Raw genomic sequence first — 23,713 nt, 5'->3', positions numbered from 1 at the left:
GATACTCTGGACTCTCTTATTTGTCCGCTAAATATATAAAGAAGACCGAGCCTAGCTTGGTCTTTTTTTTATTTAATTTGCCTAAAAAGCAGAAGTCTAAGGTTTTATAAACCAAGCTTTACTAAGTAAGAGTGTTTTGTAAATTAGCAGAGATTGCGCTAAAAAATTATTGTAAATAAGAATTGTTATCGTTATCATATAGAATAACTTATTCACCTTACTTGCTTTGGCAGGCCGATAGATGCCAATAGATGAGGATATCAAGATGATCGTTTGCATATGTAATAATGTTAAAGACCGTCAAATAAAAGCCGCCCTTGCTTCAGGCATCGACTCTATGGATGGCTTAAAAGAAGCATTAGATGTCGCCACTTGTTGCGGCTGTTGCGAACCTATGGTGAATGATTTTCTAGAAGAGCATCAAGCAATGAGTGTGGATAGCGAGTTGGCAGGCCAATTGGCTTATGCTGTATAAATCTGATTGGTGCTGATATAGAGCTTGAGACCAGTTAATATTGGGCAAAAAAATCAGGAAGAAGCATAAAATAGAAAAAATAAAGTGAGCTACGAGATACTCGGGTTCACTTTTTTATAGCTTAAAATTTCTTATTTTTCCTTCTATTTGCAGTTCTAAAAAACACTGTGTGAACGCTCTAAGTTTGTTACTATGAATGTGGACTAGTAGATAAGTAAATAAAATAGATAATTAAAAGGTAGCTACTATGAAAGGAAGTCAGAAAGTCATTGATTATTTAAACTTTTTGCTTGGGGGTGAATTAGGAGCCCGCGATCAGTATTTCATTCATTCAGAAATGTATGGTGAATGGCACTACGGTAAGCTGTATGATCGTATTCACCATGAAATGGAAGATGAGACCCAGCACGCTCAGGCCATTATCCGTCGTATATTAATGCTCGGTGGTAAGCCGGACATGACGGTTGATGCCATTACTGTGGGCAGCACGGTTCCTGAGATGCTTAAGCTTGACCTAGAACTTGAATATAAAGTTCAGCAGCATTTAAAAGAGGGCATTGCTCTTTGTGAGCAAGAGCATGACTATGTGACCCGTGATATCTTGGTAGCTCAGTTAGAGGATACTGAAGAGGATCATGCACATTGGCTAGAGCAGCAGCTTGGTTTAATTGATATGGTGGGTCTGCAAAACTACTTACAAAGCCAAATGGGTGAGATTTCAGAATAGGCCCTATTAGCTAGAATTATTTCATAATTTCAGCACCCAATAAGTGCTAATGCAAATGTAGGAGAAAGTTATGCAGGGAGATAAAGAAGTCCTTCGCGCTTTGAATAAGGTGCTTGGACAATCGTTAATAGCCATTAACCAGTATTTTTTGCATGCCCGTATTGCCAAAAACTGGGGAATTGAAGAGTTAAATGAAGCTTTCTATAAACAGTCTATTGCTGAAATGAAATGGTCAGACGCCTTGATTGAGCGTATTTTGTTATTAGAGGGTCTGCCAAACTTGCAAGAGTACGGCAAACTGTTCATCGGTGAAGATGTGGCGGAGATGATTGAGTGCAATGTGCGCTTAGAAGATCAGAAGTTTGCCACTATTACCGAGTCAATTGCGCTGTGTGAACAAAAGCAAGATTATGTGTCACGTAAGCTATTATTAGATTTAAAGGATGGTAACGAAGAGTACTCAGACTGGCTAGATACTCAGCAAGACCTGGTTGAAGCTATGGGCCTAGAAAACTATATTCAAGCAAAAATTGACGATTGAGTAATGAGTAATAGAACGCTGTCAATGCCTTAACTTAAAAGTCGAATTTATTTAACAGTAACTTATACTAGCTGATACCAACTTACAAAAGTAAGTTGGTATTTTTTATCCCTGCGGTTTAGTCATCAGTTAAGGTGTACTCATTAGCCAGTTACAGCTATACTAAAAACGCAAGGTTTTATTTGTGGTATAACTAGATAATTAGCAACATATAATTTAAATAAAAAAAAGGAGTAGCTATGCCTGCATTACGTTGTGATGTTGATCCTGATGGTTTATTAGAATATTCAGTGGTCTATACTGACCGTGCTTTAAACCACATGTCAAAAGTATTTCAACAGGTAATGAATGACTTATCCAGCAACCTAAAGCAAGTTTACGCAGCAGACGCAGTGGCCATTGTGCCAGGCTCTGGTACTTATGCTATGGAAGCCATTGCCCGTCAATTAGCCACTGATAAGAACTGCTTGGTTGTGCGTAACGGTTGGTTTAGTTATCGCTGGACTCAGATTTTAGAAAAAGGAAAAATTGCCCAATCAGTAGGCGCATTAAAAGCCAATCAGGTAGAAGGTGAGTCAGAAGAGGGTACTCCAAATCCTTTCGCGCCAGTAGCCATTGAAGAGGCTGTGGCAGCGATTAAAGAGCAAAAGCCAGATTTGGTATTTGCTCCGCATGTTGAGACCGCTTCTGGCATGATATTGCCTGATGACTATATCAAGCAGTTGGCAGATGCTGTACATAGCGTGGGCGGCCTACTGGTTATTGACTGTATTGCTTCAGGTTGTATTTGGTTAGATATGAAGCAGCTGGGTATCGACGTTCTTGTTTCAGCACCACAAAAAGGGTGGAGCAGCACCCCTTGTGCAGGCCTAGTTATGCTAAGCGAAAAAGCTGTGGCCCAAGTAGAGGGGACAGAATCAAATAGCTTCAGTTTAGACTTGAAGCAGTGGTTAACCATCATGCGTGCTTATGAAAATGGTGGCCATGCCTATCATGCCACTATGCCAACTGACAGCTTGCGTATGTTCCGTGATGTGATGTTGGAAGCCAAAGACATTGGCTTTGAAGAATTAAAGCAGGCGCAGTGGGAATTAGGCAATCGTATTCGTGATCTATTAGAAGACCGCGGCATCCAAAGCGTGGCGGCTGAAGGGTATCAAGCGCCAGGGGTTGTGGTGTGCTACACCGAGAATGAAGAAATGCACAAAGGCCGTGCTTTTGCTGAAGAAGGCATGCAGATTGCTTCTGGTGTGCCACTACAAGTAGGTGAGCCGGAGGGCTTCCAGACTTTCCGTCTAGGTCTATTTGGTCTTGATAAGCTAACGGACATAGATGGTGCGGTAGAGCGTTTTAAAACGGTACTGGATAAAGTACAGCCCGCTTAATCAAGCCAGCTAAGCTTTATTATAAAAGCTTTTAGGAAAATAATAAAAATGCCCATTGATATCTCAATGGGCATTTTTGTTGATTACAGCAATTTGTAGCGCTTAATGCTTAACCTTCGGCTCTTCATTGGCCATAGATTGGGCGGCATTGCGTAGCTCAAACTTCTGGATTTTACCGGTGCTGGTTTTTGGAATTTCGCAGAAGATAACGTGTTTTGGCACTTTGAATTTGGCTAAATTCTGACGGCAGTGCTCGATAACCTGATCTCGGGTTAAAGTCGCGCCTTCGGCAATTTCAATAAAGGCCACTGGTACTTCGCCCCACTTCTCATTGGAGGCAGCGACCACACCGCAACTGTTCACTTGTGGAAGGCCATAAAGAATGTTCTCGATTTCAATACTGGAAATATTTTCTCCGCCTGAAATGATGATGTCTTTTAAGCGGTCCATAATCTTAATATAGCCATCAGCATCTTTGACTCCTAAATCCCCAGTACGGAACCAACCGCCTGCGAAGGCTTCTTCAGTCGCTTTCGGGTTTTTCAAATAGCCCTTCATCACCATATTACCTTTTAATGCCAGCTCTCCCATCTCAGTCCCATCGGCGGCCACCGGCTCATTGGTGCCTTGTTTTAGTACTTCAAAGCCCGTCATTAGATGTGAGGTAGTGCCTTGGCGAGATTTCTTAGAAGCACGCTCTGCCACCGACAACTGTTGCCACTCATCATGTTCTGCACAGATAGTGACCGGGCCATAGACTTCGGTCAAGCCGTAAACGTGAGTGATGTTGAAGTTCATGGCTTCCATCTTCTCTAGCATGGCTTCTGATGGCGGAGCACCGGCCACAAAGCCATTAACGGTATGAGTAATAGCTTGCTTTAGAGCTTCGTCGCCAGCAGCAATCATATTGTGCACAACAGGCGCAGCACAATAATGGGTGATGTTATATTTGGCAATTAACTTTAGAATTAAGTTGGCATCAATCTGACGTAAACACACGTTAATACCGGCTCGTTCAGCTACCGTCCATGGGAAGCACCAGCCATTACAATGGAAGAGAGGTAGGGTCCACAGATAGGTATTAAACTTTGGCATGTCCCAATCCAAAATATTGGATAACGCATTAAGCGTGGCGCCTCGATGGTGATAGACCACCCCTTTAGGTTTGCCAGTGGTACCAGAGGTATAGTTTAAGGCAATGGCATCCCACTCATCTGCAGGATATATGGTCCGGTCAAAATCTGCTTTAGCTTGATCGCTATCGAACCCCCCAAACTCTATCAGCTGCTCGTAACTCATTTTGCCAAAAGGTTTGGTTTCGGAAAACGCTCTGTCAGTGGCATGAATAAGGATTAAATGAGGAAAAGTTTCTTCGATAAGATCGACATGCTCAGCAAACTCACTGTCTAAGATCAGCACTTTCGCCTCAGAGTGCTGCAGACAAAAAGTGAGCGCGCCAATATCAAGTCGAGTATTTAAAGTACAAAGGACACCTTGCGACATTGGCACCCCAAAGGCGGCTTCAACCATGGTTGGGGTATTGGGGGCCATAATGGCCACAGTGTCATCTTTATTAATACCCAACTTTTTTAATCCATGCGCAAGATTGCGACAGCGATTATAAGTCTGTGCCCAAGTATAGGTAATCGGTGACTGCACCAAGTCATCATAAATAATAGAGGTTTTGTTGGGATATACCGTCGCTGTGCGCGCGATAAACTGTATTGGAGTTAAAGGTTGGTAATTGGCTTCGGTCTTAGCTAGACCCGTACTATAGTCGGTCATTACAGATAGTCCTTTATCAGAGTTTTGAGCAGTCGTATCTTGGTTAGAGTGCCTAGACGGTCATTGCATACCCTTTGCATGACCTGGCTTAATCAGCTTATGATACGAAGGTAATAGGATAAGTTTAGTCAGTGAGTATATGTGAACTGAATTTATCTAGTCAACAGATAACTATTAATTTTAAATCAATAAAACGATACTAACTGAGGGTAGTTAAATGATATTATCGGATTCATTTAACCAAATACTCATCTAACAACTGCTAAGTTTGGTCTACTCTTCTTAGTCACATATTTCGGTTAAACGCTACTGCCCACTGGGTTTAGTGTCACTCTGAATTTAATAAGGATATTTTTTTATGGCAACTGCTGCTACCTCTAACGCTTTAAATAACTCAAACGGCAATACTGCAGGGGAAAGCTCTGGCTCTAACAATATTGCCACCACAAATGTTCCTTATCCGCATATCTTTCAGCCTTTGGATTTGGGTCATACCAAACTAAAAAACCGTATTGTTATGGGCTCAATGCACACCGGCCTAGAAGATCGCTTCTATAATTATGGCAAGTTGGCAGCGTATTTTGCTGAACGCGCTAAAGGTGGCGTAGCGATGATGATTACTGGTGGTATTTCTCCTAACCGAGAAGGCTGGTTGTTGCCTGCAGGGGGAACGATGAATACCCGAGCTGATGTGATCAACCATCAGCGTTTAACCCGTGCTGTGCATCGACATGACAGTAAGATTATCATGCAAATCTTACACAGTGGTCGTTATGGGTATCATCCTTTTGTGGTTTCTGCCAGTCCTTTTAAATCGCCCATCTCTCCTTTTAAACCGCGCCAGATGAGCATTAAAAATATCAAAAGCACAGTTGAGGATTATGCCCGCTCGGCCTCTTTGGCTAAGCAGGCAGGATACGACGGTGTTGAGATTATGGGCTCAGAAGGCTACTTGCTAAACCAGTTCTTATCTCGTCATGTCAACCAGCGCAAAGATGAGTATGGTGGCGATATTAATAATCGCATGAAATTCCCACTAGAGGTGGTTAAAGCCGTACGCGAAGCCGTGGGCGAAGACTTCATTATTATTTTCCGTCTTTCTATGATTGATTTGGTAAAAGACGGCAATGTCATGGATGAAGTCGTTACCGTTGCCAAAGCCCTAGAGGAAGCCGGGGTGTCTATTATTAATACCGGTATTGGCTGGCATGAAGCGCGGGTGCCCACTATTGTGACCAGCGTGCCTCGTGCAGCTTTTGTGGATTACACGGCTGAAGTGAAAAAACACGTGTCTATTCCGGTAATGGCCGCCAACCGTATCAATATGCCTGAAACTGCAGAAAGCATCTTGTCATCAGGCCAGGCCGATCTTATTCAAATGGCGCGTCCTTTCTTAGCTGATCCAGACTGGGTAAACAAGGCTAAAAACGGTGAGACGGATCTTATTAACACTTGTATTGCTTGTAACCAGGCTTGCTTGGATCACACTTTTGAAAATAAACGCTCCACTTGCTTGGTTAACCCAAGGGCTTGTTATGAAACCGAGCTAACTTATGAGCCTGCTAAGAAGGCGAAAAAAGTAGCCGTAATTGGCGGTGGTGTGGCCGGTATGTCAGCGGCGACTGTAGCGGCGAAACGGGGTCATAAGGTAACGCTTTATGAAGCAAAAGATATTTTAGGCGGGCAGTTCAACTATGCCAAAGTGATTCCAGGCAAAGAAGAATTCTTTGAAACCACGCGCTACTTCCTAAATGAGCTAAATCATCAAGGGGTAACTATTAAGCTGAATACCAAAGTTACCAAAGAGATGCTAGATGAAGCGAAATATGACCATGTGATAGTCGCTACCGGTGTTGTGCCTCGCAGCTTAGAAGGTACGCTTGAGGGAGCGGATAATCCAAAAGTTATCAGCTATGCCGAGCTATTATCCGGTGAAAAAGCTGTTGGTGAGACAGTGGCGGTTATCGGTGCCGGCGGTATTGGCTTCGATGTCAGTGAATACTTAACCGCGCGTCACGGCCAGCCGTTACACGAACTAGGTCCTGAAACTCTAAAAGACCCAAGCTACCGCCCTGAACCGCAGTCAGTAGAAGATTGGAAGCAAGAGTGGGGTGTGGATGATAATGTTGACTATGAGACTGATGGGGGCTTAACTAAGCCTGAAAATATTGTGCCAATGCGTCAAGTATATTTACTACAACGTCGTGAGGGTCGTTTGGGTAAAGGCTTAAATAAGACCACGGGCTGGGTGCACCGCGCACATATTAAATCACACGGCGTGATGCAGATGCCTGGGGTGACTTATGATAAAGTAACCAATGAAGGATTATGGGTAACCACGCCTCAAGGACACAGCCAGCTATTACGTGTGGATAGTATCGTGGTTTGTGCCGGACAGGAGTCGGTGAACGACTTAATGCCTGCCGTAACCGATATCAAGAAAGGTAAGGCGATTAAAAAAGGTAAAACCGAGTACCACATTATCGGTGGGGCTAAATTGGCGGCAGAATTGGATGCTAAACGTGCGATTCGAGATGGTGCTGAACTAGCCGCTCAACTTTAAAACTGGCAACGAACTTTAACAAAGATAGTTAAAAAGTGGGGGTTAATAACCCCCTCTTTTTTTATGGAAATTGTTAATGTAGTAATGAGGTCGTAAATAAAATTAAATACTGATTTTACAATTCATTGACATAACAGCAAGATAAGTATTTAATTTAAAGGTGGCATTTCTAATGCTATGGATTTTACTTCTACTGACAAAAGGATATTGTCATGAATTCCCTAAAGTATCGCACTAAGATTCAGCTTTCTATTGCCGCCAGTTTATTGATGGGCGTGACTTCTCATGCTGCTGGTTTAGAATATACCAAACAATCTATCCTGCCTTTTTTTGAGCCTGGCAACTATGCCGAGCTGTCTTATGCTTATGTCGATCCCAAAATTGAAGGGACAGATGTGGCAGGCGGGGTAGAGAATCCAGCAGCAAATCAGAAAATTGATGACATGATGGATGATTTTGAAATCTGGGGGGGAGCCGTGAAGATAGCGCCCACCGAAAATACGGCTTTAGCATTAATTTATGATGAGCCGTTTGGCGTAGATACAGTCTATAGCAAAGGGAGTGAGTTTAACAATAGTATGGGGACTACAGAGGCCCGAGTAGATACTCGCAGTTTAACTGTGCTAGGTGGCGGTAAGGTTAATAATAATTTTTGGGTGTATGGGGGAATGGAGTATCAAGAGGCGGATGGTTCGGTTGAGCTGGCGCAAAACTTCGAAGGTGATCCTATTTTCTATGATCTAACTATTAAAGATAAAAGTCATGCCCTAATACCTGTATTGGGGGTCGCTTATGAAAAGCCTGAAATTATGCTACGAGCTGCCTTAACGTGGCGCGCCGAAGGTACTCATAATTTAAAAGCCCATGAAAGTTTGCTGGTAAATAATGGTCTGCTAAATACTGTATTAGATACCACAGGCCCAACCAATTACAATGCTATACCAGATGAGATTAAAGACTTTCAAGGACTGCCAAAAGTAACCTTTGGAGATACTCAGTTAAGTTTTAAAACTCCGCAATCGGTTAACTTTGATTTTCAAACCGGTTTGAGTGAAAAATATCAACTCTTAGGTATGATTAATGCGCGCTGGGTAGAATGGACCAAATTTAATATTTCTCCAGAGGGAATTACCAACGTGGTTGGTGAGCCATTAGCGGAATACAAGGAGGATGCTTATAGTGTGGAGGTAGCCTTAGGCAAGCAGTTCACGCCTAAGTTTGCAGGTGAAATAAGAGCGGGCTATGATTCAGGTACAGCCGAGCCTCTAAGTTTATTAGGCCCTTACGATTCAATTAAAACTTTGGCTTTAGGCGGTAGCTACGATGTCACTAAACAACTAAAATTATCCGCTGGTGCACAGTATATGTGGTTTGAAGGCGGTACGGCATATTCTAAGCTACCCATTGAAAAGACACTGTCAGAAAGAACCTTAGCAAAATTTGATGATGGTACGGGCTACGCCTTGGGGGTTAAGTTGGGCTATCATTTCTAATGCTTCATGAATTAACTATCAATAAAAAACGGCCAATCAGAGTGAGTGGCCGTTTTTTTATTGATGATAACTAAATCTGGTGGGAAGCTGTAGTTATTAACCTAAGTTAATGACTTAAGTTAGAGGGCAGATTTGGCCAGCCATACTGAGTAGAAGATGAAGGTTAAAATCAGTACTACGCCACTACCATGTTTCATTTCACCCTGACGTCTAAAGGCAATAATTGCCAAAATAAACAGGATTAGAGTGACCAAGCCTACCATCACCATATCACGCGATAAAATCAGCGGGTCAATGTTTTGCATGGGTTTAATAATAGCAGCTAGACCCACCACACCTAAGGTATTAAATAAGTTGGAGCCAATAACGTTGCCTAAGGCCATGTCATGCTCACCACGTCTTGCTGCCGCAACACTGGCTACTAACTCAGGTAAGGAGGTACCAATGGCCACAATGGTAAGCCCAATTAGAAGCTCACTCATTCCCCATAAAGTAGCCAACTCAACCGCACCCCAAACGATGGCTCGTGAGCTAGCGATTAATAAACTTAACCCCAATATCAAGGTGCCAAAAGACTTTAAGACATTAATTTGCTGTTTTGCGGCCAACTCTTCTGGTAGCTCTACCTTGTCTTTATTACCGCGTAGGCTTAAAAATATTTGTATCATCAGTACAGCCACTAACGCCACAACCAGCATAATACCATCGATTAATGACAAATTGCCATCCGCCAATTGTATGGCGGCCAAAGCGGTAGTTGCTATTAACAGCATTAGGTCATAACGAATCACATCGCTACGAATGATGATGGGGCTAATGAGGGCAGTAACCCCCAACACTAAAGTAATGTTAATGATATTAGAGCCATAGGCATTCCCTAAGGCGATATCGGGACTACCTGCTAAGGCAGCTAAAGCAGAAACGACTAGTTCAGGTGCCGAGGTGCCAATGCCTAAGATAATCACCCCAATTAAGAAGCTAGGCATATTAAAGCGCACAGCCAGACTGGTGGCTCCATCAATAAAAGTATCAGCACTCCAGACCAAAATAGCCAGGCCAATAATGACAGCGATAATCGCTAGGCCCATAAAAAACTCCAAGATAGATTAATGGAAAAAATTAAGAAAAATAAAAAAGCTAAGCAATATAAATCGCTTAGCATTTTTTATTAAAGATAGTAAAAGTATAGATTAAGAAACTTGCACAGGAATAACATTAGCCGTGTCTTTCACGGTATTGTCTTCGTTGCAGTAAACTAATTTTGGCTTATGAGTATCGGCTTCTTTTTCATCCATCTGGGCATAAGCACAAATGATAACGATATCACCAAGATCTGCCATATAAGCCGCTGCACCATTTAATGAAATAATACCAGAGCCTGCTTCAGCACGAATGGCATAGGTACGAAAGCGCTTACCATTGCTTACGTTGTAGATATCAATCGACTCGTTCTCACGAATACCAGCCAAATCTAGTAAGTCACCATCTACCCCACAAGAGCCTTCATAATGCAGGTCAGCGTGAGTGACACGGGCACGGTGTAGCTTGCCTTTTAATAAGGTCAATAACATAGGGGATTTCCTTGAAATTATAGACTAGAGGTCGTGCAGAAAAGAATTAGAAAGCAGATTATACCTATAAAATAAGCAGTTTTCTGCCAATTTATACCTAAATTATCAAAAAACCTAAATTATCAAAAAATTATCGAATAATCTAGTGTTAAGTATAAGCTAGTTTTAAAGTAGGGAAGAGAAAAAAAGCCATCGTTACCGACAGCTTGTTTACTTAACAGAATCAATTAGCTATTGGGCAGCTTAAAGCCATTAATCTGGCTACGTGCTTTTTCGATATCACCAGTTACCATAAGCTTTAAGGAATCCATGGCTGCACCCAGAGCGGCTTCAATCGCAACCTGATCATCAGGGGAGGGTTTGGATAAAACATGGCCACTTACTTTGGATTTATGTCCTGGATGGCCAATGCCAATACGTAAGCGATGGAAGTCATTTCCAAGATGAGGAGTAATATCACGCAGTCCGTTATGACCGCCATGACCGCCTCCTGTTTTAAGTTTAATACTTCCCGCAGGAATATCTAACTCATCATGGGCGATTAGCAGTTCTTCTGGCTTAATATCGTAATATTTTGCCATTGGGACCACAGATTGGCCTGACTTATTCATAAAAGTCATCGGCAACAGTAGGCGCACATCGGTATCAAAGATACGACCACGGCCAGTTAAACCATGAAACTTTTTGTCAGCTGCCAGTTCAATATTAAATTGGTCAGCAATCAGGGCCACAAACCAAAAGCCAGCATTATGTCTGGTTTCGACATACTGCTGACCTGGGTTGCCAAGCCCAACAATAAGCTTAAGTTGGGACATAGCGTTCTCACTGTATAATAAATTATGTCTGCCAGTATCAAGATTTAGATAACTGCCCGAAAGCAGTCATCCAATCTATAGGCAGGAGACGAATTATTCTTCGCCTTTGTCTTCTTCAGCACCTTGCTCAGTAGCAGGTACGTCAGCGGCGTCAACTTCTTCTTCAGTATCTTCGTCCACTTCTTCAACCGTTGGAGCTTGCATGTTAACTACAGTACGATCAACTGGCTCATCAACATCTAGTTCAAAGATGATAACACCTTCAGGAAGTTTGATGTCTGTTAAGTGTAGAGACTCACCGATTTCTAGAGCTGATACGTCAACTTCTAGGTACTCTGGAAGATCTTGTGGTAGACATACGATTTCGATGTCAGTCACTAGAGTAGATAAGATACCACCAGCTTTAGTACCTGGCGCTTCTTCACGACCGATGAAGTGAACTGGGATGTTCATGTTGATCTTCTGACCTTTAACAATGCGCTGGAAGTCAGCATGCATTGGGAAGCCTTTAGATGGGTGACGCTGTAGGTCTTTAATAACCGCTAGCTGTTCTTCACCATCAAGCTTGATAGTCAAAATGTTTGAGAAGAAAGCTTCGTTTTCTAGAAGTTTCCAAAGCTCATTGTTTTTGATAGCGATAGTAGTAGGCTCTTCGTTACCACCATAGATAATGGCAGGAACTAAGTTTTGCTTACGCAGGCGGCGGCTCGCACCTTTGCCCTGCTGATCATCGGTACGGACAATGCCATTTACCGTGTATAAAATATCACTCATGAGAGTATCCTTGATTAAATTAATTAGGGTTTGATGCGTTCAAGCTACGCTTGCGACCAACGTGGCCAGACACACATCTATATACTGTATAGCAGATTTTACTGGCTGTTAATTCAGTCTCAGTACTTTTTGCTTACATACAGAGGGCGTATTATACGGACATTGATCCCTAAAATCCAGTACAAAAAAACCGCTCTCTAAAAGACAGCGGTTTTTTTAATATCAATAAAGCTTATTAGGGCAGAAAGGTTCAGTCGATAGACTCAAACATAGCACTAATAGATTCTTCGTTATTGATACGGCGTAAGCTTTCAGCCAGTAAGGAAGCAATGGTTACTTGGCGAATTTTTTCACAAGCTTTTGCTTCTTCAGATAAAGGAATACTGTCAGTAACTACTAACTCATCCAAAACTGAATTGCTAATGGTCTGAATAGCATTACCCGATAATACTGGGTGAGTGATATAACCTAAGACACGGCGTGCGCCATTGTCTTTAAGCGCTTGAGCCGCTTTACACAAGGTACCCGCAGTATCTACCATGTCATCAACGATTACGCAATCACGGTCTTTAACATCACCAATGATGTGCATAACTTGTGATTCGTTAGCGCGAGCACGGCGTTTATCAATAATAGCAAGATCCGTGTTACCACCTAGCTCTTTGGCCATGGCGCGAGCACGAACCACACCGCCTACATCCGGTGAAACAACCATAAGGTTATCATAACCTTGTTTTCTAAGGTCTTTTAGTAATACTGGAGTACCATAGATATTGTCTACTGGAATATCGAAGAAGCCCTGGATTTGATCTGAGTGTAAATCCACAGTCATTACGCGGTCGATGCTAACGATGTTAAGCATATCGGCCACAACCTTGGCTGAGATAGGCACACGAGCTGAACGAGGGCGACGGTCTTGACGAGCATAACCAAAGTACGGCATTACAGCAGTGATGCGGCCAGCACTTGAACGGCGCAGAGCATCAGCCATAACCATGATTTCCATCAAGTTATCGTTAGTAGGGGCACAAGTAGGTTGCAGAATAAAAACGTCTTTACCACGGACATGCTCTTTAATCTCGACAGCAATTTCGCCATCAGAGAAGCGCGTGACATCAGCACGGCCAAGAGGAATGTGTAGGTGATCAGCGACAGTTTTTGCCAGTTCAGGGTGGGCATTACCCGTAAAAATCGCCAGATATGGCATGGTCCAAGTCCTATTTATTTGACTTAAGAGAGGAGCAGTAGAGACTGCACAAATAAAGAAGAAAGTTGAACGTTTAGAAGAAAATGGCAGGGGTAGCTGGACTCGAACCAACGGATGTCAGGATCAAAACCTGATGCCTTACCAACTTGGCTATACCCCTGTAACAGACAAACTTTATCAAGAAGTCATTTGCTGCTATTAAACTAGCATGTCTCTTGATAATTTACTATCAAAATATTAATAAATTCGTTTCACTAATATTTTGATACTTTTTACTTGTTGTCTTCTCGGTAGCGTTCGAGGCGAACTATACCGAAAACTAACTAGATATGTCAACAAACTAAAGCGTTTAATTTTATAAATTATTGGCTTAGCCTATGACGAATATGGCAGGGGTAGCTGGACTCGAACCAACGGATGTCAGGATCAAAACCTGATGCCTTACCAACTTGGCTATACCCCTTTATGGGCGAGTTATTATACACAAGAATTTATTGATTGCAACTGTTTTTCTAAGATATTTAAAAAATATCGAGTTTATAAGGTTAAATCCTGCTTTTTTGCCCTAATAAAGACTCAATTATTAGCGCGTGACAAGGGGGAGGGTTGTCAATCATATAAGTTTGTATTTGTGGGGTCATCGCCTCGGGTAGGGGTAAAAATACACTGCTGCCTGTGCCAGTCATTCTAGCAGAGCTGTGGGTGAGTGCCTCTAATTTTTTTAAATAGTTTAGGGCTTCGCTCACTTCGGGCACTAAGCTGGTCACTACCGGCTCAAACACATTACTAAAAGTGGGGTAGAGCCGATTGAGATAGCCTTCGCTATTTTCTTCAATGTCGTCCACGCTCATAGCCGGAATGTCTCGGCGTAAGTCAGGGTGAGCAAATAGAGCTTGAGTAGAAGCGTGAGCATTGGGGTTTAATAAAAGATAATACTGCGGCGGCAAGGACAGCGGAGTCAGTTTCTCCCCTATGCCTTCTGCAACAGCATCTTGACCTAAGATAAAAATGGGCACATCCGCGCCGACACTACGGCCAATATCAATTAAGGTTTGCTGCTCTAAATTAAGGCCCCATAGGGTGTTTAGTGCCAAAAGAGTGGTGGCGGCATTGGAGGAACCTCCCCCTAGTCCAGCGCCAGCAGGCAGCACTTTATCGAGCTTAATATCAATGACTGGTAACCGATCTACTGCCTCAAAGAGCGAGGTATTGGATTTAACACTATCAATCAAAGCCAAGGCCGCCTTAGTAATTAAGTTATCACGAAGGTTTGTGGTGACGGCTACTTTAGTGTCTAAAGTGATGGGTAGCCTGGTATCTGCAAAGTCTTGATGAGGGTTAAACTGTTTATCACTGACCTGAAAATGTAAGGTGTCGCCCCAGTTAAGAAGTCGAAATACCGTTTGCAAGTTGTGATACCCATCTGCACGTTTACCGGTAATGTGTAAAAACAGGTTGATTTTTGCAGGGGAGAACAGGCTAAGCTGAGGCAAAGAGGTCATAGAATAATCACATCAAAGACAGAAAAGGAATCAGAGCGTCCCAGCCGAAGGAATTAACGAGTCAGTTGAAAAGTTATGTAAAAAATACCTTAAAAAGCAACAGGCTGAGACAGTCAATTAACCACAAATCAAAGTAAAATATTGAGAGGATGAAGGGTTAACCCCTCAATAGTTATAAAAAAAAGTCAAATTAGCCATGTGAAATGGTCATAATGACTTTGTGACCATCAGCACGAGTCACCGAAATTTTATTGGGGGTACGGGTGCTGGCATTGTTATAACTAAAGCTAGCAACCCAATCTCCATTCTGTGAGGTTTGTAAGCGGCCTTGAGCATCTAACTGACTGTTAGTATCTGAAGGGGCTGGGCGACCAGAGATCCAATGGCGCAGCTGTGAGATAGGGGCTTGCCAACCAGTGGCTTGTAGCAATAATTCTTCAGGAGAGGCTGCTTTAATTTCTCCCGTGCGATCACTTACTAAAGTAGCACTACGTCCATCATATTCAATAACGGTATGGCCAATACCTAAGGCACCGGTCAGGTCTATGGCAAAGCGCTCCTGTTCTTGGGCCCAGACATAAAAAGCGCTGCCGGTTTGGGCTTCACTGTTTTGCGTTTTAGGAGTAGTGATGCCGATTTTACCGCGGATGTTAAAACTTTGTAGTAGCTCTGGGTATTGAGTGCTGCCAGTGACCACACCGCTAGTAGCATTAGGTGTCGTACCCATGTGTTGCGTGGTTTGACAGCCGGTAATAATAAAGGCACTGGCGGCCAACATCAAACTGAGGCTTGCTTTTTTAGAAGACGCTTTAGAAAAAGAGGGCTTTAGGCTTGAGAATAGAGGCTTGTTGCTGAGCAGTGTGGTCATAATTATCCTTAATTTAATTAGGCTTAGTCTGTCTTTAAGCGGTATAGATTAGCGCTTAAAGACAGAGCAATAGGAAGTATAGGTTTAAATAGAAGGTTTATTAAAAATGTGATTTTATCAAGGCTTTGTGAGTTTTAAGAGTCTGTAGCGTTCAAGTTTTGTGTCTAAGGGGCGGGTTAGTAAGATTGCAACCTATCGCTGATGTCTTGCTGGCCTACTGCAAAGCGCTGCTGAATGTCATTGAACAAGTCTAAGACCTTATCTTGTTGTCCCAAACCTTGATAGGCACGAAGTAAGATAATTCCTGAATCCAGAGTCGGTGAGATATCGTAAGGCACTTCGAGATACTCAATAACTTGTTGGTACTGCTCTTTGGACAGAGCATCAGCAGCTACTAGATTTAAGGCGGTTAAGTAGTTCTGTTGATCAAACTGGGGTGAATCAAAGGGCAGTGACAATATCGACTGCGCTAAATTTAGAGATTGCTCAACATCTTGCTCGTTGCCTATTTCAAACAATAGTTTGGCAGAAGCGATGATGTAATCGGGATTTTCAGGATCAATGAGCAGTAAACGATCAAGTAGCCTACGCTTTAGCGCGGTGTCTTGTTCATTGTCTAAAAGCTGGGCTCTAGCAAACATCAATTTGGTATCATCGGGATAGCGCTTATTGGCTTCAGCCAAAATGTTTTTCGCGGCAGTTAACTGCTCTTGTTGACGTAAAATGTCTGCTTGCATGATGGCGCTTTCGGGTCCGTACACATCAAATTGCTCACTAAATTGCTTTAAGGTCGCTAGCGCGTCATCTGCACGACCTTGTAAAAGTTGAATAGACACCAACTTTTGACGCGCCTTTAGCACCAAGTTTTCTTGCATAACCTTGGATAAAAAGCGCTCTGCTCTATCAAACTTCTGTTGTCGTTCGGCGCTAATACCCAAATAGTAGTAAGCTTGATCGATATAGGCCGGCGAGGAGGCAAGCGCAGATAACAACTCATCTGCTTGGGGGTAAGCTTCAATATCGATACTGACTAAAGCGGCCAGTAACGTGACCTCTTCATCATTAAATAATTTGTGAGCTTGTAATAAAAGTTCATGCGCTTCTTGGGTCTCACCCAACTCCAAGCGGTAGCGGATTTCGTACAGATACAAGGTTTTATTATTTTTTAATCGTTTTCGCTCAGCACTAATAAACTTCAGTACCTGACGGTCAGGTTGAAGCTGCTTTAAGATATCCGCTTTTAGGACAATAAAAGGCGCATTGTCAGGCTTGAACTTTAAGGCTCGGTTGACACTCAATAAAGCAATATCTGGCTGACCCAATTGCGACATTAGACCTGCTTGCATCACTAACAAAGAGGGGTTGTCATGCTTGGGCAGGCGTAATAAGGTTTCTAGTAATAAGCGCTGATCAGACTCATTGGTGGGGTAAATACCAATGAGGATTTCACTAAGATCGGCCTGATTATCATACTCTAGGATTTCAGTTAGCACCTTGCCCGATAAATTATAATCATGAGCTTTTAATGCCAAGTGAGCGACGTAGAACAAGGCTGGAACGTGTTCGGTATTTTGTCGCTGCCATTTAACTGCGAACGCCAAGGACTCTTCTGGCATCTCATACAGTAAGGACAGCTCTAAGGCACGTTCAAAGACAGTCGTCGCTTCATCTTTAAGGGATTCCTGTTTGTAAAGCTGTAATCCTGCGTCTATCTCACCGCGATTAATCAAGAACTCAGCTTGCATCACATTTAGCAAACTGGGTCGATCTTTGGTCAGAGATAAGCGGCCATGAGATTCTTCTGTTTTTTCGTTACTAGTATTGGAAGTCGCTATCAGTTCAGCCTCAGACAGGATAGGTTGAGCAACAGGCTGTGTAGTCTCTTTTTTATCTATGATGCTGATAATCGGCGATAGCACACGACGTATCGGGTCAAAAACATTGGCAGATGCTGAGACAGAGTGGGTGGCCATACTCGCCAAACTTAATAAAATACACAAGCGTAATAAGCGCTGACGGCTTAGGCTTAGCGGCTTTTTTTGATCGAGCTGCTTTTGATTGAATTGTTTTTGATTGGTCTGTGCTTTTTTTGATAGCTTGCGGCTTGAAGCGGTTCGTAAACTACGTGTTGAGGGTTTGGCTAAAGTGGCTTTTTTTAGCTGAGCGCTCAAAGCCTGCTTAAAGCTCAGGCGCCGGCCAGTCTGAATATTACCAAAACGACTTTTGGCCCTCTTTGTTACTTTTTTAGACTCATTAATCTGCTGTAAAAAAAGCATAAACTTCCGACTGGTGTAATAAGATGTTGTGCACTTGGCAGTGTCTACTTGGAGGACAGCAAACCCTGGCACGATAAAAATAGGGCTTGCTATAGAGACAGTCCCACTAGCGGTACCCAAAAGAATCTATAGGATAGTGCTTATAATAGAGCATTAAGCTGGGCATCGCTGACAGCAGAATATGGAATTCTATTATAATCAATTATTAGACAGTCTAATAGTGCTGTTAGTGTTACTTCTGGCGCTGCCATAGCCAGTCTGCTAGCACGGTTAAGGCACTTTGCTGACCAAAGCTATCGACAATCGCTTGTTTGCCTTCATCAAATAAGGATTTAGCATAATCTCTTGCCGTCTCTACCCCCATTAATCTGACATAGGTCGACTTATTCAGTCCCTCATCACTGCCAGCAGGCTTGCCTAGAATATCGGTGCTGGCCGTCACATCTAAGATGTCATCTTGCACTTGGAAAGCTAGACCTATATTAGTGGCAAACTGGGTCAAAGCGCCCAATTGATCAGCGGTTGCTTCGGCACACACGCCGCCCATAAGCACCGCTGCTTCAATTAGAGCCCCAGTTTTATCCCGGTGTATGGCTTCAAGTTCGGCTTGGGTAATCTGTTTGTTTTCAGCATTTAAGTCCAGCATTTGACCTGAGACCATTCTTCTGGCTCTTGGCGCTAAAACCGTTAGTAATTGGGCAGCTTGCACCTCTGAAATAGGGGCAAACCCTTCGATGTCAGCGGTTAATGCTTCAAAGGCTAAGGTCTGTAGCACATCGCCTGCCAGCATGGCAGTGGCTTCATCGAATTTGATGTGGCAAGTGGGGCGGCCCCGGCGTAAATCATCGTCATCCATGCAGGGGAGGTCATCATGGATAAGAGAGTAGGTGTGAACAAACTCTACCGCTAACATCGCCCGTCGACAGTTGTCTGACAAAACTGACTCTAATGAGGTCTCAGTTTTTGTCGCCTTGTTATCAGCAGTTTCAGTCTCACCTTGCAGCACGGTTTGATAACCACAAGCCACCATTAACGGACGCACTCGCTTACCTTGTCCAGTCATCGCATAGTAGCAAGCTTCTTGTAAGGGACTGGGTAAGTTGGCATGGCTTAGCAAAGACTCAATGTCGGCCTCTAATGTGGCAATGACCTGTTGACTTAGATTTTCAAAACTGACGGGCTGTTTAATCATAGAACCGATGCTCAATACAAATGAGGGGAAATTATAGTAATACTATCTTAATCTTTATGGGGACTAGTTTAACATGTGCAAGTTACACTTTTCGCCTGCTGTTAGCACACCTAAGCTAACAGAATAATATAATATCTATTTAATCAATGACTTATGAAGTCTATGATACTTAGATTAATATCGATTTAAGCAGGCCTGATGTGGAGCTTGGTAGGGCGGTTTTTTTGGGGTAATAAATGTTTCTGTAAAGAATATACAATAAAATATATGACCTATGAGTCAGTGATTGCGCTGTGACATCAAGGGGTTAAATCCCCTACACTAACCGGCGTAAATGATGACTCAACACACAGCTGCTAGGGTAAAGATATAAAGCGGCAAGTTATATGATAGTAATTTACTACACTGTGTGCGCTCTAATAATATAGAATCTATAGAAGCCTATGTTTTACAGCTTACGCTTTACCTAAGCTTATTAGAATATAATTAAAGTGATTTAGCTTATGACGTGGAGTGATTGCACGTGAAGCTTAAAATAAAGCAATAAAATAACAAGGAGATTTACATGATATATCAAGGTAACCGCATTACGGTATCATTGTTAGATGATGGCATTGCCAACCTACAGTTTAATGCTGAAGGCGAGAGCGTTAATAAATTTGATGCCGAAACCAATAAACAGTTCGACGAAGCTGTGACCGCTCTAGAAAAAGCAGATAATGTAAAAGGCCTAATTGTCACCTCTACCAAAGGCGTATTTATCGCTGGTGCAGACATCACAGAATTTGTGGCCCATTTCAAAAAAGAAGAAGCAGAAATTACAAACTGGATCGTTGAAATCAACGGTGTATTCAACCGCTTTGAAGATCTGCCATTCCCTAAAGTAGCTGCGATTAACGGTGCTGCTCTAGGTGGCGGTTGTGAAATGACCCTAGTTTGTGAATACCGTGTAATGGGCGAAAAAGCTCAAATCGGTCTTCCAGAAACTCAGCTAGGTATCTTCCCAGGCTTTGGCGGTAGTGTGCGTACCCCACGTGTTATCGGTATTGACAATGCGTTAGAGTTAATTGCAACCGGTAAGGCTCAAAAGCCAGCCGAAGCTCTTAAATTAGGCTTGGTTGATGCTGTTGTGGCACAAGACGATCTAGAAGCCGCCGCTATTGACCTAGTCAAAAAAGCCATTGCAGGTGACTTAGACTGGCAAGCGAAGCGTGAAGAGAAGCTGCAACCGGTTAAGCTAAATCAGCTTGAGCAAGCGATGGCATTCAACAGTGCCAAAGGCGCTATCTTCGCTAAAGCAAATCCTAAGCAGTACCCAGCTCCAGCTATTGCTATCGAAGCGATTGAAAAGCATGTGAACTTGGGCCGCGATGAAGCGATTAAAGTAGAAGCGGCTCATTTCGCTAAAGCGGCGAAAACCCCACAAGCAGAAAGCTTAGTAGGTTTATTCTTAAACGATCAAGCGGTTAAGAAACTGGCCAAAAAACACACTAAGAATGCTCATGAAATCAATGAAGCTGCGGTACTTGGTGCTGGTATCATGGGCGGCGGTATTGCTTATCAAGCAGCCTCAAAAGGTCTGCCAATTATCATGAAAGACATCAAGTCTGAGCAATTAGACTTAGGTATGGGTGAAGCCAGCAAGCTGTTAGGCAAAATGGTTGAGCGTAAGAGAATGACGCCAGCACAAATGGGTGAAACGCTAAGTCGTATTCGTCCAACCCTTAACTACGGCGACTTTGGCGAAACTGACATCGTTATCGAAGCGGTTGTTGAAAATCCAAAAGTTAAGCACGCAGTATTAAAAGAAGTGGAAGGACTAGTTAAAGAAAACGCTATCCTAGCTTCTAACACTTCAACCATCTCTATCACTCATTTAGCCACTGTGCTTGAGCGTCCAGAGAACTTCGTGGGTATGCACTTCTTTAACCCAGTACACCGCATGCCATTGGTAGAAGTTATCCGTGGTGAGAAATCATCAGAAGAAGCGATTGCGACTACTGTTGCGCTAGCTCAGCGTATGGGTAAAGTGCCTGTTGTTGTAAACGACTGCCCAGGTTTCTTAGTAAACCGCGTATTGTTCCCATACTTTGGCGCATTTGATTTGCTATTGAAAGAAGGCGCTGATTTCGTACACGTTGATAAAGTAATGGAGAAATTCGGTTGGCCTATGGGTCCTGCCTACTTAATCGACGTGGTAGGCCTAGACACGGGCGTGCATGGTGCAGACGTAATGGCAGAAGGCTTCCCAGATCGTATGAAGCCAGACTACAAAGGCGCTATCAAGCATCTATTTGAAAACAACCGCTTAGGTCAGAAAAATGGCGTTGGTTTCTATAAGTACGAGATGGACAAACGTGGTAAGCCGAAGAAAACTGCTGACGAAGCCACTTACGAGCTATTAAAAGCGACTACAGACAGCGATAAGAAAGAGTTTGATGATCAAACTATCATTGATCGTATGATGCTTGCTTTCTGTAACGAAACGGTTCGCTGCCTAGAAGACAACATCGTTGCTACTCCAGCCGAAGCTGATATGGCAATGATTATGGGCGTTGGTTTCCCTGCATTCCGTGGTGGTCCATGCCGTTATATCGACCAACTAGGCCTTGATAACTACTTAGCGCTATGTGAGAAATATGCTCACCTAGGCAAGGCTTATGAAGCGCCACAGAAAATCCGTGATATGGCTGCAGCCGGCGAAACTTTTTACCCAAAAGCCTAATACCATAAGCTTGGGACGACTAAATAATTAATTAGTCAACTGATGCTGACATCTGCTCTAGTAGCGCATGACTCAATAATGAATGAGCAGGCAGCATCAGTTAGACTAAACGATAAAAAAATTTAAGGAGTATTACATGACAACATTAAGTCCAAAAGACGTGGTCATCGTAGATGGCGTGCGTACTGCAATGGGTAAATCCAAAAACGGTATGTTCCGTAATGTTCGTGCAGACAGCATGTCAGCAGAGCTAGTGCGTGCCTTAGTTCAGCGTAACGATTTTGATACCAATGAAGTTGAAGATGTGATTTGGGGTTGTGTTAACCAGACCCTAGAACAAGGCATGAACATTGGCCGTAACATCGGTTTATTGGCTGATATTCCTAAAACTGCTGGCGGTCAAACTGTAAACCGTTTATGTGGCTCATCAATGCAAGCGCTACATACTGCAGCGGCTCAAATCATGACCAACCAAGGTGACGTGTTCATCATCGGTGGTGTGGAGCACATGGGTCACGTAGGCATGATGCATGGTATCGATATCAACCCAGCCGCCTCTAAGCACTATGCTAAAGCTTCTAACATGATGGGCTTAACGGCTGAAATGTTAGGCCGCATGAATGGCATCACTCGTGAGCAACAAGACGCGTTTGGTGTTGAATCTCATCGCCGTGCATGGGAAGCAACTCAAGCTGGTCGTTTTGACAATGAAATCATCGGTATTGAAGGTCATGACGAGCAAGGCCGCCTACAGCTTTGTACTGTGGACGAAGTTATCCGCCCTGACACTACCTTAGAGTCATTAGCAAAACTACGCCCTGTATTCGACCCAGCAAATGGTACAGTTACTGCTGCGACTTCTTCTGCGCTATCAGACGGTGCATCTGCAATGCTAGTAATGAGCGCTCAAAAAGCAAAAGACTTAGGTCTTAAGCCACGTGCTCGTATCCGTAGTATGGCGGTTGCTGGTTGTGATGCCGCTATCATGGGTTACGGTCCAGTACCAGCCACTCAAAAAGCTCTTAAGCGTGCTGGCATGAGCCTTGATGACATGCAAACTATTGAGTTAAACGAAGCATTCGCTGCTCAAGGTCTGTCTGTCCTAAAAGCTCTAAACCTATTAGACAAGCAAGACATCGTTAACGTTAACGGTGGCGCTATCGCTCTAGGTCACCCACTAGGCTGTTCTGGTGCACGTATCACAGTAACCCTGCTAAATGCTATGGAGCAGATGGATACTGAAATTGGTCTAGCCACCATGTGTATTGGTCTAGGTCAAGGTATCGCTACAGTTATCGAGCGTGTATAACCCAAAAAAAGTTAAATAATAGAGCAAAAAGTTCTGTTTATTTATCTTGTATAAAAGGCACCTCTGACGTAATGTTAGAGGTGCTTTTTTATGTCTTTATTAGGCAAAATAAATTCAGCTTTTACCAAAAGGTATTGCCTTATGTCTAACAATAAAACTGCCGAACCTATTAAAAATGGCCAAACCAATCAAAACACAGATCCTACTAGCAACGATAAAAATCCTTACCAAAAAGCGGCTTTAACCAAGCTGTTTTTAATCACAGCTGTGGGGGTGGGACTAAGCCTGATAACGAGTGCTAAGTTAGCAGCGACTGGCTTAGCGGATAAAAAAAATCCGCAATCAATTAAGCCGCAAGTCATGGTAGGAAAGGTTACTAAAAGCTTAGAACAGTTTAGCTTTACCAGTGAGCAGGGCGTGCAATATCATGTGGCAGACCCAAGCAATATTTTAGATGATCTGGCCAAAAAGAGGGGGGTAGTGGACTAATGCCAGTCAGTTAAGG

Annotated in this window: 19 protein-coding genes and 2 tRNA genes; 9 read left to right on the top strand and 12 right to left on the bottom strand. The window is 43.1% G+C overall.

The genetic code is table 11. The features are described from left to right. The first annotated feature begins 265 nt into the window (after positions 1 to 265). The 4 genes from B3S92_RS01770 to B3S92_RS01755 all read left to right on the top strand — a co-directional run bounded on the left by B3S92_RS01770 (position 266) and on the right by B3S92_RS01755 (position 3,128). Positions 266 to 475: a (2Fe-2S)-binding protein gene (locus tag B3S92_RS01770; protein WP_296202183.1), complete on the top strand. Its 210-nt coding sequence runs from the start codon at positions 266 to 268 to the stop codon at positions 473 to 475. A 247-nt stretch (positions 476 to 722) separates the two neighbouring features. After that, a complete protein-coding gene (gene bfr / locus B3S92_RS01765; protein WP_077450611.1) occupies positions 723 to 1,202 on the top strand; it encodes a bacterioferritin in 480 nt (159 codons plus the stop codon). A 70-nt stretch (positions 1,203 to 1,272) separates the two neighbouring features. Next, positions 1,273 to 1,743, top strand: coding sequence for a bacterioferritin (gene bfr / locus B3S92_RS01760; protein WP_077450612.1), 471 nt, complete (start codon positions 1,273 to 1,275; stop codon positions 1,741 to 1,743). A 239-nt stretch (positions 1,744 to 1,982) separates the two neighbouring features. Continuing rightward, positions 1,983 to 3,128, top strand: a complete 1,146-nt coding sequence (locus B3S92_RS01755) for an aminotransferase class V-fold PLP-dependent enzyme (protein WP_296202161.1) — start codon at positions 1,983 to 1,985, stop codon at positions 3,126 to 3,128. A gap of 102 nt (positions 3,129 to 3,230) precedes the next feature. Here B3S92_RS01755 and B3S92_RS01750 read toward each other — a convergent pair whose 3' ends face one another. Continuing rightward, entirely contained in the window at positions 3,231 to 4,913 is a 1,683-nt protein-coding gene (locus tag B3S92_RS01750; RefSeq protein WP_296202160.1) for an AMP-binding protein, read from the bottom strand. Positions 4,914 to 5,271: 358 nt separating this feature from the next. On the opposite strand from B3S92_RS01750, the gene B3S92_RS01745 reads away from it, so the two are divergent. Both B3S92_RS01745 and B3S92_RS01740 read left to right on the top strand, forming a co-directional pair. Next, the gene (locus B3S92_RS01745; RefSeq protein WP_296202158.1) at positions 5,272 to 7,476 is read left to right on the top strand and encodes an NADPH-dependent 2,4-dienoyl-CoA reductase; all 2,205 of its coding nucleotides are present in this window, start codon (positions 5,272 to 5,274) and stop codon (positions 7,474 to 7,476) included. Between the two features lie 212 nt (positions 7,477 to 7,688). After that, complete coding sequence (locus B3S92_RS01740) at positions 7,689 to 8,969, top strand: outer membrane protein transport protein (protein WP_296202157.1); 1,281 nt, start codon at positions 7,689 to 7,691, stop codon at positions 8,967 to 8,969. A gap of 119 nt (positions 8,970 to 9,088) precedes the next feature. On the opposite strand, the gene B3S92_RS01735 is transcribed toward B3S92_RS01740, so the two are convergent. From B3S92_RS01735 to B3S92_RS01685, 11 genes are all read right to left on the bottom strand, one after another. Further along, the gene (locus B3S92_RS01735; protein ID WP_296202156.1) at positions 9,089 to 10,057 is read right to left on the bottom strand and encodes a calcium/sodium antiporter; all 969 of its coding nucleotides are present in this window, start codon (positions 10,055 to 10,057) and stop codon (positions 9,089 to 9,091) included. Between the two features lie 102 nt (positions 10,058 to 10,159). Then, complete coding sequence (gene panD, locus B3S92_RS01730; RefSeq protein ID WP_296202154.1) at positions 10,160 to 10,540, bottom strand: aspartate 1-decarboxylase; 381 nt, start codon at positions 10,538 to 10,540, stop codon at positions 10,160 to 10,162. A 227-nt stretch (positions 10,541 to 10,767) separates the two neighbouring features. Continuing rightward, positions 10,768 to 11,355 carry an aminoacyl-tRNA hydrolase gene (gene pth / locus B3S92_RS01725; RefSeq protein ID WP_077450617.1) on the bottom strand — a complete coding sequence of 196 codons (588 nt, stop codon included), beginning with the start codon at positions 11,353 to 11,355 and terminating at the stop codon, positions 10,768 to 10,770. A gap of 93 nt (positions 11,356 to 11,448) precedes the next feature. Continuing rightward, complete coding sequence (locus tag B3S92_RS01720; protein WP_296202153.1) at positions 11,449 to 12,129, bottom strand: 50S ribosomal protein L25/general stress protein Ctc; 681 nt, start codon at positions 12,127 to 12,129, stop codon at positions 11,449 to 11,451. Positions 12,130 to 12,379: 250 nt separating this feature from the next. After that, positions 12,380 to 13,336 (bottom strand): ribose-phosphate pyrophosphokinase, encoded by a 957-nt coding sequence (locus tag B3S92_RS01715; RefSeq protein ID WP_077450619.1) that lies wholly within the window; start codon positions 13,334 to 13,336, stop codon positions 12,380 to 12,382. A gap of 84 nt (positions 13,337 to 13,420) precedes the next feature. Continuing rightward, positions 13,421 to 13,496: transfer RNA gene (locus tag B3S92_RS01710), tRNA-Gln, on the bottom strand. 227 nt (positions 13,497 to 13,723) lie between these two features. Continuing rightward, positions 13,724 to 13,799 (bottom strand) — tRNA-Gln (locus B3S92_RS01705). 82 nt (positions 13,800 to 13,881) lie between these two features. Further along, on the bottom strand, positions 13,882 to 14,838 hold the full coding sequence (ispE, locus tag B3S92_RS01700) for a 4-(cytidine 5'-diphospho)-2-C-methyl-D-erythritol kinase (RefSeq protein ID WP_296202151.1): 957 nt from the start codon (positions 14,836 to 14,838) through the stop codon (positions 13,882 to 13,884). A 190-nt stretch (positions 14,839 to 15,028) separates the two neighbouring features. After that, positions 15,029 to 15,706 carry a lipoprotein insertase outer membrane protein LolB gene (gene lolB / locus B3S92_RS01695; RefSeq protein ID WP_296202150.1) on the bottom strand — a complete coding sequence of 226 codons (678 nt, stop codon included), beginning with the start codon at positions 15,704 to 15,706 and terminating at the stop codon, positions 15,029 to 15,031. A 176-nt stretch (positions 15,707 to 15,882) separates the two neighbouring features. Next, on the bottom strand, positions 15,883 to 17,982 hold the full coding sequence (locus B3S92_RS01690) for a tetratricopeptide repeat protein (RefSeq protein ID WP_296202148.1): 2,100 nt from the start codon (positions 17,980 to 17,982) through the stop codon (positions 15,883 to 15,885). Between the two features lie 232 nt (positions 17,983 to 18,214). Next, positions 18,215 to 19,174: a polyprenyl synthetase family protein gene (locus B3S92_RS01685; RefSeq protein WP_296202146.1), complete on the bottom strand. Its 960-nt coding sequence runs from the start codon at positions 19,172 to 19,174 to the stop codon at positions 18,215 to 18,217. Between the two features lie 565 nt (positions 19,175 to 19,739). On the opposite strand from B3S92_RS01685, the gene fadB reads away from it, so the two are divergent. From fadB to B3S92_RS01670, 3 genes are all read left to right on the top strand, one after another. Next, a complete protein-coding gene (gene fadB, locus B3S92_RS01680; RefSeq protein ID WP_296202144.1) occupies positions 19,740 to 21,899 on the top strand; it encodes a fatty acid oxidation complex subunit alpha FadB in 2,160 nt (719 codons plus the stop codon). Positions 21,900 to 22,035: 136 nt separating this feature from the next. Continuing rightward, positions 22,036 to 23,208 carry an acetyl-CoA C-acyltransferase FadA gene (fadA, locus tag B3S92_RS01675; RefSeq protein ID WP_296202142.1) on the top strand — a complete coding sequence of 391 codons (1,173 nt, stop codon included), beginning with the start codon at positions 22,036 to 22,038 and terminating at the stop codon, positions 23,206 to 23,208. 141 nt (positions 23,209 to 23,349) lie between these two features. Continuing rightward, a complete protein-coding gene (locus tag B3S92_RS01670) occupies positions 23,350 to 23,697 on the top strand; it encodes a hypothetical protein (protein ID WP_296202140.1) in 348 nt (115 codons plus the stop codon). Positions 23,698 to 23,713 lie beyond the last annotated feature (16 nt).

Origin of the sequence: Psychrobacter sp. UBA3962 (assembly GCF_002385225.1) — a bacterium.
Lineage (GTDB): Bacteria > Pseudomonadota > Gammaproteobacteria > Pseudomonadales > Moraxellaceae > Psychrobacter.
Note: the sequence above shows the minus strand (reverse complement) of the source record. Positions and strands in the feature narration are given on the sequence as shown.